The organism is Pseudomonas sp. CFBP 8770 (assembly GCF_014841705.1).
Lineage (GTDB): Bacteria > Pseudomonadota > Gammaproteobacteria > Pseudomonadales > Pseudomonadaceae > Aquipseudomonas.
In genome coordinates, this window is sequence record NZ_JACYUL010000002.1 from 1 (window position 1) to 15,281 (window position 15,281).

Genomic DNA, 15,281 nt, shown 5'->3' on the forward strand with positions numbered 1-15,281 from the left:
CTTTAACACGCGATGTACATTTTACAAGGGTGCGCCATTTCGCCGCAGGTACATTGAGCAGGAGCAGAAGAGGTTTCATCCAAACACCACGCATGTCCAGACTGGTAACCTCGCTTATCCATACGCTGCATGAATGGCTACCGGCATGACACAGCTCTTTGAAAGCATGCGAAAAACGTCGAATGCCGGTCGAAAGATCCCCGAATCGTGAACGTTGGGGCGCTTTCGATCGAGGTTCCATCGCATTCGCAAATCAAACGACCTGCACCTAGGGGCTCTTCAAGAACGAGCACCGCAATTCCCTATTAGCATTTTTTTCTGTGACGGCACTGCATTTCCCGCTCAGGTCAACTGGAAATTTCAGGTTTGCGTGCAAACCATCCGTAGAACGCGATAGCCGCGTAGCAAGCTGCAGGCACAACCAACGAAAATGACAGAGTGTTTAAGTCCGCAACAAAACCGGTGAGGGGCGGAATAATAGCGCCACCCACGATAGCGCAGCATATGAGGCCTGAACCTTGCGCCGCTTTTTCGCCCAGCCCTTCGGAGGCCATTGCGAATATAGTAGGAAACATAACCGAGTTGAATAATCCTACTGCCAAAATTGCCCAGCCAGCAGATATACCTTCGGCAGAGGCTGCTAGACTCAGAAGCATGATCACTCCACTCGCAGCGTAGGTAAGCAGTTTTCCCGGGGCAAACCTTCTAAGGAGGGCCGCACCAATAAAACGACCTACCATCGCGCCACCCCAATAATAGGCAACGTATTTGCCTGCTGTTTCAGAATCGAAGCCAAAGGTTGAAGTTTGCATCAAGAAGTTGGTTAGTAAGCTTCCAATAGCGACCTCGGCGCCAACATAAAAGAACAAGCACGCCGCACCGAGGGAGAATCGCGGGCGTTTGAGAAGTTTAAGTGCTGTCAGCGGATTGCTGGGCTCAGGTTTGGTTTCCGCTGGTAGCTGTTTTCGCTGATGCCAAATGATCGCGGCGACAACCAATAGCACGAGTGAAATCCCCACATAAGTATTGCTGATAACCTCAGCTTCTTCAGCGAGGAAAGAAGTTAGCGCGGAGCCGTTCAATACTGAAGGATCGAAATCATTGAGCGTCCCGAGAATCAAAATTGCGCCTAGGTAGGGCGCTAGGGTAGTTCCTAGAGAGTTAAACGCGTGGGCGAACGTTACCCGGCTGTGTGCGGAGCTGGAAGAACCGAGCAGTAATATCAAGGGGTTGGAAACCACCTGCACGATGGTGACCCCGGTCGCCAAAATGAATAACGCTCCTAGAAACGTTGCAAATAATCCTATTTGAGTTGCCGGAATGAACAGTAGGCAACCTGCGGCCATGGTAAGTAGACCAACCGTGGCAGCTTGCATATAACCTATTCGTGCGATCAGCAAGCCTGCTGGAATTGAGGCGAGGAAGTAGGCAAGAAAAAATGACGACTGAACAAGCATGGCTTCGGCATAGCTTAGGCTAAAGAGATGTTTGAGTTTAGGGATCAATACATCGTTCAGGCTGGTAATGCTCCCAAAGATGAAGAATAGCGAGAAAACGAGAAAACTGAGGCGTTGGACGTTGGGATGGGCGGGTGTCGATGTCTGTACTTTCGCAGCAGTTGTCCCGTGCATCACAGGCACTCCCTATTGTCTTTTTGGTAGGAGGGTTGGCACCACGATTTTTCCGACCGTGGCGATCAAGGAGGATGCCGAGGTTTGGATGGGTAGGGCAGTGCCACTAATGGCGTTCGATGGTACGATTGTGGCGTGTTCATATCCCTGCAAAGCAGCATGCGCTCATGAGACCCAGTTTCGAACAAGTTCCGACCGAAGCTAATGCCTCCTTGACGATGTTGAACAGGCGTTTACCCGACGCGATACCATTTGAATGGCACCATCACCCAGAATATGAGTTGACGCTCACATTGAACAGTCGTGGGCACCGCTACATCAGCAACGATGTAGCGCCGTACGAGGATGGCGACCTGGTGCTAATGGGCCCTAATGTTCCGCACAGCTGGTCGTCAGTCGAGCGTTACGACCCGGCGAAACCCTATATTGCTTTAGTGATTTGGTTTTCTGATTCATGGGCCGAGTCGCTCGTAGCTCTGTTCCCAGAAATGGGCGCTATTCGAACTCTACTGAGTGCTGCACAGACAGCGGTGCATTTCACTGAAGCGGCTTCGCGTGAGCTTCGTCCTATCATTGAATCGATGGTGGATCAGGACGCTTCGCAACGTTTGGTTTCGCTGTTAGTAGTCCTGAGCAAGCTGTCTCAAGATACGGATGCCAGGAAAATCTCCGTAGCGGCAATTTCGGATTCATCCAGTCAAATCATCGAGGATGCCCGGATCCGTCGAGTCCTCGATCATATTCACGCTCGCTACACGACCTCCCTTAGTCTGCCGACGCTCGCAGACGTAGCCTGTGTCAGCGTTTCAGCATTTCATCGCATGTTCAAAAAGCACACTCGGTGTACAGCTTTGGATTACATCGTCCGATTACGTACCGGGCATGCATGCTCGCTATTGATGCAGAGCAACTTGCCCGTTTCAACGATCGCCGAGCAAGTAGGCTACTCCTCTCAAGCACTCTTCAATCGTCAATTCAAGGTACAAAAAGGCGTGACACCATCAGAGTTCCGGCGCCAGCATGGGCGCCATTTCAAATGATGCCGCCATGTGACCGACAGAGGCTGGTCATTAGCTTGATCGTTCTGCAAGCTCAGAAAACGCCAGAATCATATTAGCCAACGCCGGGAACGTGACTGCCGAAATCGTCTTTTTGGTGGTTTGATGCTTGCGGGAAAATAAGAATTCAGGTGTCCTATGACCAAGTATCGATCTTTCGAAAGTGTAGACCTCCCCGAAAACTACAAAGACAGCATCGTCAAAATGAAAAAGACGTTGCGTGCGCAAATAGGCGATGTCGAATCGCTTTTCGCCGAGGTCAGCGAGTTCATTGCAACCGAAATCGCATCGATCAAGGAGCAGCAAGCGATGACCGGGTCGGGTTTGCCTCTGCTCGAGTTCGACGCCGTAGCCAATAGGAACGTGACACAGGAGCAATTGGCGCAAATCAAACGTCGCGGCTGCTTGGTCATAAAAAACCACTTCCAGAGAGAGCAAGTCCTGACTTGGGATAGGAACCTACTTGAGTATCTAGATAGGAATGATTTTGATCGGGTGTATCGCGGGCCTGTCGATCAGTTTTTTGGCAACCTTGACGCTTCGCGACCGGAGATTTTCCCAATTTATTGGTCGAACTCGCAGATGCAACTTCGCCAAGATGAGCGTATGGCCGCAGCTCAATCATTTCTGAACAGGCTATGGAAAATCCACTCCCAGGGTCAGGAGTGGTTCAATCCGGACGTTAACGCTCTCTACCCCGATCGTGTGCGCCGCCGTCCACCGGGTACCACCTCTAAAGGGTTGGGGCCTCACACTGATTCAGGCGCTTTGGAGCGATGGCTACATCCGGCTTACCTTAAGGTTTTCGATAAAATCTATAGCAACGATTTTAAGTCCTATGATCCGTGGGACGCAGCGCACCGCACTGAAGTGGATGAATACGCTTACAGAGACACGGTAAAGTGCTCGGCTTTCAGAACTTTTCAAGGGTGGACAGCCCTCTCTGACATGAAAGCCAGTCAGGGAGTGCTGCATACCTTGCCCATTCCGAAAGCGATGGCTTATATGCTTCTGAGACCTTTGTTGAAAGACGTACCAGAGGATGAGTTGTGTGGTGTAGCACCGGGTAAGGTACTGCCAGTTTCACAAAAATGGCATCCGCTACTGGTGCAGGGAATGACGCCGATCCCCGATGTCGAGGCAGGTGATTCAGTTTGGTGGCACTGCGACATCATCCACAGTGTGGCACCCGTCGAAAACCAAGAAGGCTGGGGTAATGTGATGTATGTACCAGCAGCACCCATGTGCCCAAAGAATCTTAGATATGCTCACGACGTACGAAGAGCCTTTGAGGCGGGAAAATCGCCAGATGATTTTCCGCCAGAACATTACGAAACTGCGTGGCAAGACCGATTCACACCAGATCAGTTGAACGCTCTTGGTCGCAACGGATTGGGCATTCGCTGATCGCCTGTGATGGTTGTTGCTGAATCTGGCGTACCCTCAATGCAAAGACGTTGCTGTAACAGCAAGCTTCGCATGCCTCGCTGATAAAAACAAAAAAGGTGTAAAGATGAACAAGACCAATCGCTTTGCCGTAACCATTTCCTTGGCCACACTTATCCCTATCATAGTGCAGGCTGCCGAAAGCAAGGGCACTGTTGAAGTCGTTCACTATTGGACATCGGGGGGAGAAGCAAAATCGGTAGATGTACTTAAACAGATTATCGAAAAAGATGGCTTCACTTGGCAAAACAGTGCCGTGGCAGGCGGCGGCGGAGCTGCGGCTATGACCGTGCTGAAAACACGCACAATTTCCGGCAATCCGCCGTCCGCAGCGCAGATCAAGGGGCCGGATATTCAAGAATGGGGCAACTTGGGTCTGTTAGCCAGTATCGACAACGTCGCCAAAGCGAACGACTGGGATAATCTCCTACCAAAAGCGATCGCCGATATCATGAAATATGATGGTAACTACGTAGCGGTACCGGTAAACATACATCGGATCAATTGGCTATGGATAAATCCTGAAGTGTTAAAAAAATCCGGCGTGGACAAGGCGCCGGCAACCCTCGAGGAACTCTATGCTGCGGGCGACAAGCTCAAGGCGGCAGGCTTCATTGCGATTGCACACGGTGGCCAACCCTGGCAAGACACCACTGTATTTGAAGATCTCGTGCTGAGCATTATAGGAGCCGATGGCTTTCAAAAAGCCTTTGTAGAAATTGACGAGCAGACGCTGACGAGCTCTAAAATGAAGGATGTATTCACGGCGCTTCGTAAGCTTCAAACATATATGGATCCCGACGGTGCTGGTCAAGACTGGAACCTGGAAGCCGGGAAAGTCATCAATGGCAATGCCGGCATGCAAATCATGGGGGACTGGGCCAAAAGTGAGTGGATTGCGGCCGGCAAGCTGGCTGATACCGATTACCAATGCGTACCGTTCCCAGGATCGCAAGGTATTTACACCTACACCATCGATTCTCTGGCAATGTTCAAGTTGTCCAATAAGAACGATACGGACGGTAACAATGCGGCACGCGACTACCTAGCTAAAGTTGCTATGGAGCCTACGTTCCAGTACGTTTTCAATCAGAACAAAGGCTCAATCCCAGTGATCAAGGGCCTGGACATGAGTCAGTTCGATAGTTGTGCACAGGCTTCAGCCAGAGATTTTGCCGAAGCGGAGAAGGCTGGCACACTCGAGCCGAGCATGGCGTTCAACATGTCAACCTCGCAGGCAGTGCAAGGAGCTGTTTTCGATGTTGTCAGCAATTTCTTGAGCGACAAGAGCGCCGAGCCGAGCAAGGCAGGTAGACAGCTGTTCACTGCGATGAAAGCGGCCTCCCAATAGCGCTCAGCGTAATTCTAGACCTGCAGTAGCCCGGCAGATCTTGAAGGAGACAGCGTAAAAAACCACGCTTGCCGTGTTAATTTTCGCCAGTGCCCGCGCTTCCTCCAGGTGGGCGGCTTGTCTGAACTTCATAACCCGATTGGTCAGTCGTAAGATGAACAGCATCAAGGGGCGAAAAACCATTCACCTTACGATATTTGAGAGATCAGCATCGGTATCAATCAGGTGCTCGCCTAGCGGATTGAGCGCGCCATTACGGTAGTAGCGCAGAGCATTGGCACCATTCTATCTGTCAGGCTTGAACGGTATTTGCTAATAATCGGGGGGCTGGCAGCCGGCATCATCTGCCTATGCGCCTTGCTGCCTTAATCGCATTGGAAACCTGCCGCGTACTGATGGAAGAACTAAATGGCCAGGCGTCTAAACGCTATCAAATGCAGACGATGACGCTATCCACGTAGGCAGCATTCGAACCATCAACTAAAAGACTGCAATATCTGTTTCTTAGACAAAGACTGAGCAACCCCACTGTTTGTTTCCGTCCATTTAGTGGATCCACAGCTAATGAGCTTTAACTGCAGGAGTCTTGCCGCCAAGCGGCATCTACGCCAAAACGAAGGGGCTTAAACGCGAGTGGGGCTAAACTACTGGTTGGTTTCCTAAGAGTTGATACAGTAATGGTCGATTTCACATTAAGGCGCTTGGATTGCAATGCACCAGGATCACCGCAGGATAAGATTTCATTAATGTTCGATACCTTGGCTCAATCGTGGCTTTGTTCTCCGATTTTTCCAATAGCGAGTGAAAGCTACTCAAATCCGTTATTGTGACAAGCTGTCCGCGAGTTCACGTGGGGTCATACGAATCGTGTGACTTCTCTTCGCCAGTTCAAGCATCCAGTCAACAAAACAGCGGACGCGCGGTGCTAGATGCTTGTTGGTGGGATAGAGGAGGTGAATAGGCTTGGGCGCGAAGCTCCAGTTTGGAAGGACAGGAATCAGTAGCCCTGATCTCACCCAATGCTCGACTGCGAAAGGTGAGCCTGGGCAGATACCTCCACCTGCCATACATGAGGCAATGGCAACTTCTGGGTCATCGAAGTGCAGTCCATCCCTGGTAGTGACTTCATATTGCTCCGACGGCGAGAAAAGGTTCCAGGAGAATGGATTTTGCTGGCCGCCGAACCAAGAAATCAATTGATGAGAATGCAGAGCATGCGGATGCTTTAAATTATCATGGTGATCGAAGTATAGGGCTGAGGCGTAAAGGCCAAACTGAACATCGCATATGTACCGGGCGATCTGGCTTGAATCGTCCAAGTGCCCGCCCCGAATCGCCACATCAATTCCTTCATCCAATAGATGACTAATCCTGTCGTTGCTGCTAAGGCTTACGGAAAGATCGGGATACATCGTTTTGAATTCATGCAGGTGTGGAGATATTACCCAGCGTGCGACTGAAACCAGCGCCTCGATTCTGACGCGCCCGCGCGGATTTGAAGCGCTGCTGTTGAGAGCGCTTTCAAAGTCATCAATTTCCTGCAAAACCGCCAGACATCGAGGAAAATAAGCCTTTCCATCCTCTGTAAGGTTCAAGGAACGAGTGGTTCTATGGAGCAGCCTGACTCCGAGCAAGTGCTCCAAATCTGAGACCCGTTGCGACACCCTTGCTTTGGGTAGCCCAAGTGATTGCGCTGCTTTAGTAAAGCTGCCTGCTTCCACCACGGTAGCGAACGTGGTCATTGCCGATAATTTGTCCAAACCTACTGTTCCTGAATGTTGAACAAAGAATCATGCTTTTAGCATATATCTCTACGAGCCTCAATCAGTTAAAGTATGCTTGCTTTTTTGGCCAGCTTACGATTAGCCACATGAAGAATTTGAGCCTGGACTATGCCTGTTTCGAGCTCTTAGGCTAAACTTTTGCGTTGGTCAGTGCTGGGTCGTATCAGAACCGCAAACATTCGTGTAAAGAATCGTCTCCGGAAGTTAAGTCATGATGAATTGTGATGCAGATATGGGTGCATGCAGCATTGTGAGAGCCGAGCCTGAAGAGCAGTACCAAGGTTCTGGACACAGAAAATTAACAGTGCGATATGTGGGTGATCCTATGTGTTCATGGTGCTGGGGAATTCCTCCGGCTGTACATGGGGCTGCGGAATTCTGTGCACTCATAGGAGTCCAGTTTTCAATAACGATGGGAGGCTTGCGAGCAGGCGGCGGAGATCCGTGGGATGCTGGATTCAAAAAACTTATTCGTAATGAGTGGCAGCACGTTTCAAAGGTGACCGGTCAACCGTTCGGTTATTCTTTACTTGACGCGGAAGACTTTTATTACGATACAGAACCGTTTTGTAGAGCAGTGGCGACAGTTCAAGATCTACTGCTCGGACAAGATGGTAGTGAACAAATCGTATTGAGGTTTTTCTCTGCCGTACAAAAAACACTTTATGTAGACGGTCATGACGCAACTTGCACTGGTTTCTATGAGGGGCCGTGTGCTGAAATAGCTTTGGATTATGGAAACTTCTTGCGTAATTACGAGGCTACTGAAGCCAGGAATCGTGTAAATAAGGCATTCAGCCGGTGTCGGCACTGGGGCGTTCGTTCATTCCCTACAGTATTGATTAAAACGATCAGAAAACAACGCTACTTACAGTCAGTTTCACGACAACTGAAGAGTTAGTCTATCAGATTGGTGGGTTTATGGGTCATAAAATTATCAGCGGCTAGACGCTTATAAACTTTATCGAGTTAATTAGCTTTTCCGCAGTCTGCTGAGTTGTCTTTTTGTGCCCAAGAAAACAAGGGCGGTTAATTTAATTTTTTTGTATAAAACTGGAGCGATTTATGCCTGTTGAAGAAATACTCTACGTTGCGCATGCCCAAGCTACGGGTGGTCGTGAAGGCCGAGCCCATACTGACGACCGTGTGCTTGATGTTGCACTCACAATGCCCCGTGAGCTAGGAGGAAATGGCGCATCCGGTAGCAATCCTGAACAGCTTTTTGCTGCGGGTTATTCCGCGTGCTTCCTTGGCGCTTTGAACTTTGTTGCAAGTCAACAAAAAATCAAGTTGTCGGCACACACCCGCATCGACGGTTTTGTAGGTATCGGCCCAATTCCTACCGGTTTTGGTATCGAGGTTGAGCTAAAAATTTCGCTACCCGAACTGGATGAAAGTATGGCTCAGGAGTTAGTTGAGAAGGCGCATATTGTTTGCCCTTACTCGAATGCTACCAGTGGGAATATCAATGTCAAACTGACCTTGATCTAAAGCACTGAGGGCGGCTAGGCTGCCCTTTTCGTGCAGTTTTCGTGTAGTAGGAGGAATGATGTCATACATACTTCAAGTCGATTTTCCTTATAATGGCCCATGGGGTGAAGATATGTATGTATTAATGGAGGGTATCGCAAGATCCATAGCTAAGGAGCCCGGATTAATCTGGAAAGTCTGGACAGTGAACGAGCAACAGCAGGAGGCTGGCGGGATTTATTTGTTCAGCGATGAGCCCAGTGCGATAGCTTATTTGGAGATGCACTCTTCGCGATTACAAGGTTTTGGAATTTCAGATATAAAGGGAAAAGTCTTCGCAGTACACCAGGGACTGACTGAGCTAGATCATGGGCCAATATGATCGACACTCTATAGGCTCAGGCTGTCTATCGGCCAATCTTTTTCTGCTACTGAGGACTATTGGAAGTCGATGATCATATATCTTCTTATTCTCCTCGATGCATCAGAACCTTGTTTTCCGCTACTTAGTAAAGCCGGCCACCAATTTCTTAATTGGGTCTGATCTATGGAGCTGGTCAGTCCGTGTTCAGGTTTTCTGTGCGAAAAAGATCTCGTGTAAATGTTATAAAAAACTAAGCATTTTATTATATGTCGATCTAACAGATTTTATGTAAATAAGTTCTGTGCCGCCTGTTTCATTGCCAAACTGATACCTTTCTTATACCTGCCCTGCCACATCCTTGTGTACTAAGCATCCGCTTACATTGCTGGCGAGATTTAAATCAGACGCTTTCCCACATCTCGACGTACGGATGAGAGCAAAACTCGATGGTATTTCCCCACGGATCCTCGCCGTATACGATCTTGTAGTTTTTCACTGGATTGATCGTGAGTATCTCCGTTCTTGCTTTACCGCCTGCAGCTTCAAGGCGTTCCACGGCTTGGTGTATGTCCGGCGTGGTTAATCCCAGGTGGTTATAGCCTTTGCGCCAATAGGTAAAATGTTCGGTTCCAGGATCGGTCTCGGTCTTTTCAAAATGGAAAAGTTCAAGGCCGACGTTGTCACTCGTTGCCAAGTGGGCGAAGTGAAAGGCTCCAAAACCGTGACCATAGATCTGCGCCGCTGCTGGGCCGAGTGGCTGGTCGTCTTCCCTAACGGACAGCGGCCCTGCGAGAAGCCGAAAGTCCAAGGTTTCAACGTACCATGCAATCGCTGCTGCCAAGTCAGGAACAGTTAATCCAAAATGAGGGGCGGTGAAAGATCTTGTTATCAAATGATTTACTCCTTGAAAGCTCAGGCTCGCCTGAGGGTTTGTCGGGGCGTTTCTCCATACCTTTGTTTGTATTCGGTACTGAAACGCCCTAGGTGGGCGAAGCCCCAGCGTAGGGCTACGCCCGCAACGTTATTTGCTTCCCCGCTCACCAGTTCCTCACGCACGCTTTCCATACGAAGATTGCGCAGGTACTGCATGGGACTGATGCCCAGAAACTCCTTAAAGCCTGAATAAAGGCTGCGCAGGCTCACGCCTGCGATCATAGCCAACTGCTCGGGCGAAATTTGCTCGTGCGCGTGGGCGGTAATGAAGTCCTGCACTCGTCGCACGTGGCGAGGCAAGATGCTATGGCGGCGTTCGGGAGCGGCTTTACTGTAATTGTGCTGATGAGTGGCCAGAAGGATCGAGGTTGTCAACTGCTCGATCTGTGGGAGCACGAATTTATGCTGTGCCAAGTCAGGGGCTTGAACTGCGCACTCCATCAGATATGAAAGTAGGTGACGCCAGGCAGGACTGCTTCGCCAAGCGAACGCATGTTCGAACCTCAATGGTTCGTGTAACGAGTGCCCTAAGTGGCCGACCAGGGTGCGTTCTAGAAGGTTTCGGGAAACCTTCATGATCAGCTGATCCATGTCATGGCTCCATTGCATATGGGCCGCGTCCGATGGGCTCAGGACAGTTGCGACCTCTCCACCGTCGACGAGTCCATGATTGCCAACGGTGATATTCGCCGTGCCGCCCATCGGCATCTGAATAAGGAAGCATCCGTCTAGGGGGTCGCAGTCGATCTCCACTTTCGCGCCGTACCTCAGGCGACTGATAGAAATCTCACCTAGCGCAAGGTGATGCATTTTCGCATCTAGTTTCTCCGATCTGTCCATCTGGATAATCCGATGCGGCTTCATGACCCGGCTGACCATCGACCTAGCCTCTTCCAGGCTTGAAGAGGCGAATAGCAATTTATCAGGCGTGCTCAGGAGCTGCTCTACAGAGCCCAAAGGTAGCAGGCTCCTGCCAGATTTAGTCGGGGGAGAAAAATAACTCTGCACGGTAAGGCCCTCCTCGGAGGTGGCTGGTATCCAGCTTTTTTTGTTATTCGAAGCCCTGATCACCCTAGCACCGACGCTTCGAAATTAGACGGCGTTGTATGATTGATCATGCACTTAGTAGGCCATTAGTCTCATGAGGTCATGAAAAAATCAATCTACCGTATATCGCCTCTGCAGTTGCTCACTCAGGAGCCATTCGAGTAGAGCCTCTCTAGCCTGCAGCTTTGATTCAAAAAAGGTGCCTGGTATAGCGCGCATTAGGAGGAAAAAATCCCGCGCGGTTCAGCATATGATAGGCCATGCCTAGGTTTTCAGTATCCTGTGATATCACCTTATGCCCGTGCAGGCATCGCCGCCGCCCGGATTCCGTTTCAGGAAAATTAGCTATCTACTGGAGATTCAGTGCACCGAATTCACACGCTCTGCGCTATTTTTGGGCACCTTGCTGTTGTTTTTTCGATCCTGTGCAGCAACTATCCTCTCCATGCTTTTTGTGAAAACGCATGATAAATCATGGATTGACTAGGTGCCCTTCCGGGGAGAAAAGTAACGGCTAATAAGAACGCGCTTGACAGGGTGAACCTGAGAGGAAGCACGATGGCCGAAAGATCGTTTGTCGAAGAAGTGAAAACGCTGAGGATGGGTGCTGGTGAGGTGTTCAGTGGCGAAGGCATCCTTGCAGTTACCAAGGCTCTATTAGAGTCGGGAGTCGCTTACGTTGGTGGCTACCAAGGTTCTCCAATTTCTCATCTGATGGACGTACTCTCAGATGCCCAGGATATCCTAGCAGAGTATGGTATCCGCTTCGAAAACAGTGCGAGTGAGGCTACCGCTGCAGCATCCCTCGCTGCATCGGTCAACTACCCGCTACGTGGTGCCATTACGTTCAAAGCTACAGTCGGTACCAACGTTGCTTCGGACGCGTTAGCGAACCTCGCCTCAGGTGGGGTAACGGGCGGTGCGTTAATTATTGTTGGGGAAGATTACGGCGAAGGCTCTTCGATCATGCAGGAGCGTAGCCATGCATTTGCGATGAAGTCACAGATGTGGCTATTAGATCCCCGTCCAAATCTCCCTAGCATCGTTCAGTCTGTCAAGGATGGTTTTGAACTCTCAGAGGCGAGCAATACTCCTGTAATGCTGCAAATGCGCATTCGGTCATGCCACTTGCATGGTCAGTTTGTTACCTCTGACAATCGTCCACCGGCCTTTACTGTAAAGGATGCACTTGAAAATCCCACTCGCGACTTGAGTCGTATCGTCCTACCTCCGGCGAGCTTTCTGCATGAGCGGGAGAAGATCGAAAAGCGTTGGCCTGCGGCTATTGAATTCATCAAACAAAGGCAATTGAACGAGTTCTTCTCGGATGGCGCGGCAGATATTGGTATCGCTTTGCAGGGCGGACTCTATAACACCGTTATACGGAGCCTCCAGAAGTTAGGGCTGGCGAATGCCTATGGCGACTCCAAGATTCCTTTGTACGTAATGAACGTTGCGTACCCTTTGGTAGACGATGAACTGCAGCGATTCGCGCAGCATAAGCGGGCCGTGTTAGTAGTAGAGGAAGGGCAACCCAATTTCGTTGAACAGAACATCGCAGCGATCTTCCATCAGCGTGGCCTTCATACCGAGATCCATGGCAAAAACGTCTTGCCATTGGCTGGGGACTACAACACTGCGACGGTGCTCAAAGGGCTGCGTAGCTTTCTGACAAGCGTTGGTTTCCTTAAAGACCCTGCTCAGATCGTAAAGAAGCAGCCTGCGCCAATCCGCTTCGATCCTTTGACTGGAGCGGAGGAGAAAGGGCAAAGCGTTGCCAATGACGAGTGGAAAGGCGAGCGGATACCTTTGGCGGAGTTGGCTATCACTGATATGACTGGTTCCTTCGTCCCGGCAAAGGCAGATTTGCTTACCCTGGAAGAGACCGTGCATGCCCGACCCCCAGGGCTGTGCACAGGATGTCCAGAACGTCCGATCTTCACAGCAGTCAAGCTGATCGAGCGCGAGCTTGGCCCTCACCACTATAGCGCTGACATTGGCTGCCACCTGTTCTCAATTCTCCCCCCGTTCAACCTGGGCAATACCACCATGGGTTACGGTTTGGGCGGCGCCGCTGCGGCTGCATTCACGGTAGCGCCTGGCAGTGCTGTTGCGAAGAAGCGCGCCATTGCGGTGATGGGCGATGGCGGTTTCTGGCACAACGGTCTTACTAGCGGAATCGCCAACTCGGTATTCAATAAGAGTGACAACCTCACCATTATCGTCGACAACAACTACAGCTCGGCAACCGGAGGTCAGGATGTGCTTTCCTCGCGTGCGGATAATCCGACCCGTAGCACGGGTCATGAGATCGAGCAGGCGGTTAGAGGGGTCGGGGTGAAGTGGGTGCGCACTATCAAGCGTACCTATGACCTTAAAGCGATGACCGCAACGCTTCGTGAGGCGCTGACGACTACTGAACCTGGGCCAAAAGTCCTCATTGCCCAAAGCGAGTGCATGCTTAACCTCCAGCGCCGCGAGAAAAAAATCACTCGTAAGGCGTTGAGTGAAGGTAAGCGTGTAGTCAGGGAACGCTTCGGTATCGATCCAGATACTTGTACCGGCGACCATTCCTGCATTCGTTTGTCTGGTTGTCCTTCACTTTCTATCCGGGATAACCCGGATCCGCTCCGTCAAGATCCAGTGGCAATGGTCATGGACAGCTGTGTGGGTTGTGGCACCTGCGGGGAGGTAGCTCATGCGGCTGTGCTGTGCCCATCGTTCTATCGGGCTCAGATCGTCAGCAACCCTACCTTGATGGATCGTTTAGGTCAGAAAATCACTAGCGGTATCATCGGTTGGTTTCAGCGCGGGGAAGCCAAACGTCGAGCGAGGTATGCGCTATGAATACCGCAGCCGCGAAAGGCGGTGAAGTCGTCGCGACGACTGCAGATCCGCCAGCCAAGGTAACCGCAAGGGTACTATTCGTGTGCTGGCTCGCCATCCTTTTTGAAGGCTACGACGTAGGCGTCATGGGGGCCATTCTTCCGTCTATGGCTGAAGAAAAGGCCTGGAACCTGACTCCGCTAGAGTTGGGGGCTTTAAGTAGCTACGCGCTACTTGGAATGTTCTTTGGTGCCTTCTTGATTGGTACGCTTAGCGAGCTGGTCGGACGTAAACGCATGCTGCTGATGTGCGTGACGCTCTTCTCGCTCACGATGGGCGGAGCGGCTTGGGCGCCGACTCCAGAGTGGTTCGGCGCTTTCCGGTTCATTGGTGGGTTGGGCTTAGGTGGCGTCATTCCTGTAGCTGCAGCGTTGACTATCGAGTACTCGGCCCAGCACCGACGCAGCCTAAACTACGGAATCATGTACTCGGGATACTCGATCGGCATACTTACAGCGGCATCTGTGGCGATGTGGCTGATACAGGATCACGGTTGGAGAACTGTTGTTGGGCTCGGTCTCATTCCATTGATTGCGATCTTGCCAATGGCCCGTGCGCTTCCAGAGTCCCTTGAAAACCTGGTTAGTCGCGGGCGTCAGGAACAAGCTGAGCAACTGGCAAAAAAGCTTGGCGTTTCGATGCCTCAGCGACAGGAGCGAAGCTCAAACCTCGGTGCTGGATGGCGACAGGTACTTGCTGAGGTTTTCTCTGCGCGTCATCTCAGAGCGACCGTTTGTTTCTGGTTGGCGTTGTTCTGCGGGCTTCTTTTGATCTATGCACTCAACACTTGGCTGCCATCGATCATGCGTCGCAACGGTTATGACCTTGGCTCAAGTCTAAGTCTGCTAATTGTTTTCAGTCTCGCTTCTGCAATTGGTGGAATGTTCTTGGGTAAAGCAGCGGATCGTTTTGGTGTGCGAATCATGGTGACGGTTTTTTATCTGCTGGGTGCTTTAGCGATCTTCGCGCTTATGTGGCAGCACTCGATGTTTATCAACTATGCGTTGGTTGCTGTAGCAGGAGTTGGAACCATCTCAGCCTCTTTGATCCTAACTGGCCATCTTGCCAGTTACTACCCATCTAATGTCCGTGCAGCTGCAACCGGTTGGGGGCTGAGTTTTTCCCGATTGGGCGCCATGTCCGGCCCGATATTGGGTGGTTATGTGGCTGGAAGTGGACTGGATGTTCAGTGGAACTTCATCACTTTCGCTGTGATTGCGGCGTTAGCAGCCGTTGCTGTGGCTTTTCTTCCCCAACGGTCGGGTAATCACAAGTGACAATTCAATCTTGTTTGATAAAAGAAAATAAACA

12 protein-coding genes are annotated in these 15,281 nt (G+C 50.8%); 8 read left to right on the plus strand and 4 right to left on the minus strand.

The window, feature by feature from the left end; translation table 11 throughout:
• Window positions 1-347 precede the first annotated feature (347 nt).
• On the minus strand, window positions 348-1,631 hold the full coding sequence (locus IFT98_RS04815; RefSeq protein ID WP_192047587.1) for a sugar MFS transporter: 1,284 nt from the start codon (window positions 1,629-1,631) through the stop codon (window positions 348-350).
• A 167-nt stretch (window positions 1,632-1,798) separates the two neighbouring features.
• On the opposite strand from IFT98_RS04815, the gene IFT98_RS04820 reads away from it, so the two are divergent.
• From IFT98_RS04820 to IFT98_RS04830, 3 genes are all read left to right on the plus strand, one after another.
• Window positions 1,799-2,671: a helix-turn-helix domain-containing protein gene (locus IFT98_RS04820; protein ID WP_192047588.1), complete on the plus strand. Its 873-nt coding sequence runs from the start codon at window positions 1,799-1,801 to the stop codon at window positions 2,669-2,671.
• A gap of 156 nt (window positions 2,672-2,827) precedes the next feature.
• Window positions 2,828-4,096, plus strand: coding sequence for a DUF1479 domain-containing protein (locus tag IFT98_RS04825; protein WP_192047589.1), 1,269 nt, complete (start codon window positions 2,828-2,830; stop codon window positions 4,094-4,096).
• Window positions 4,097-4,202: 106 nt separating this feature from the next.
• Window positions 4,203-5,486, plus strand: coding sequence for an ABC transporter substrate-binding protein (locus IFT98_RS04830; protein WP_192047590.1), 1,284 nt, complete (start codon window positions 4,203-4,205; stop codon window positions 5,484-5,486).
• An 821-nt stretch (window positions 5,487-6,307) separates the two neighbouring features.
• On the opposite strand, the gene IFT98_RS04835 is transcribed toward IFT98_RS04830, so the two are convergent.
• Entirely contained in the window at window positions 6,308-7,246 is a 939-nt protein-coding gene (locus IFT98_RS04835; RefSeq protein WP_197976572.1) for a LysR family transcriptional regulator, read from the minus strand.
• Between the two features lie 235 nt (window positions 7,247-7,481).
• On the opposite strand from IFT98_RS04835, the gene IFT98_RS04840 reads away from it, so the two are divergent.
• From IFT98_RS04840 to IFT98_RS04850, 3 genes are all read left to right on the plus strand, one after another.
• Window positions 7,482-8,171, plus strand: coding sequence for a DsbA family protein (locus tag IFT98_RS04840; RefSeq protein ID WP_197976573.1), 690 nt, complete (start codon window positions 7,482-7,484; stop codon window positions 8,169-8,171).
• 164 nt (window positions 8,172-8,335) lie between these two features.
• Window positions 8,336-8,761 (plus strand): organic hydroperoxide resistance protein, encoded by a 426-nt coding sequence (locus tag IFT98_RS04845; protein WP_192047591.1) that lies wholly within the window; start codon window positions 8,336-8,338, stop codon window positions 8,759-8,761.
• Window positions 8,762-8,819: 58 nt separating this feature from the next.
• Window positions 8,820-9,122 carry a monooxygenase gene (locus IFT98_RS04850; protein ID WP_192047592.1) on the plus strand — a complete coding sequence of 101 codons (303 nt, stop codon included), beginning with the start codon at window positions 8,820-8,822 and terminating at the stop codon, window positions 9,120-9,122.
• A 382-nt stretch (window positions 9,123-9,504) separates the two neighbouring features.
• Here the strand turns inward: IFT98_RS04850 and IFT98_RS04855 are convergent, their stop codons facing one another.
• A complete protein-coding gene (locus IFT98_RS04855; RefSeq protein WP_192047593.1) occupies window positions 9,505-9,996 on the minus strand; it encodes a VOC family protein in 492 nt (163 codons plus the stop codon).
• 20 nt (window positions 9,997-10,016) lie between these two features.
• Window positions 10,017-11,045, minus strand: a complete 1,029-nt coding sequence (locus tag IFT98_RS04860) for an AraC-like ligand-binding domain-containing protein (RefSeq protein WP_197976574.1) — start codon at window positions 11,043-11,045, stop codon at window positions 10,017-10,019.
• A 597-nt stretch (window positions 11,046-11,642) separates the two neighbouring features.
• Here IFT98_RS04860 and IFT98_RS04865 point away from each other — a divergent pair.
• Window positions 11,643-13,931 (plus strand): thiamine pyrophosphate-dependent enzyme, encoded by a 2,289-nt coding sequence (locus IFT98_RS04865; RefSeq protein ID WP_192047594.1) that lies wholly within the window; start codon window positions 11,643-11,645, stop codon window positions 13,929-13,931.
• Complete coding sequence (locus IFT98_RS04870; RefSeq protein WP_192047595.1) at window positions 13,928-15,247, plus strand: MFS transporter; 1,320 nt, start codon at window positions 13,928-13,930, stop codon at window positions 15,245-15,247. The genes IFT98_RS04865 and IFT98_RS04870 overlap by 4 nt, the downstream gene beginning before the upstream one ends.
• Window positions 15,248-15,281: the final 34 nt, after the last annotated feature.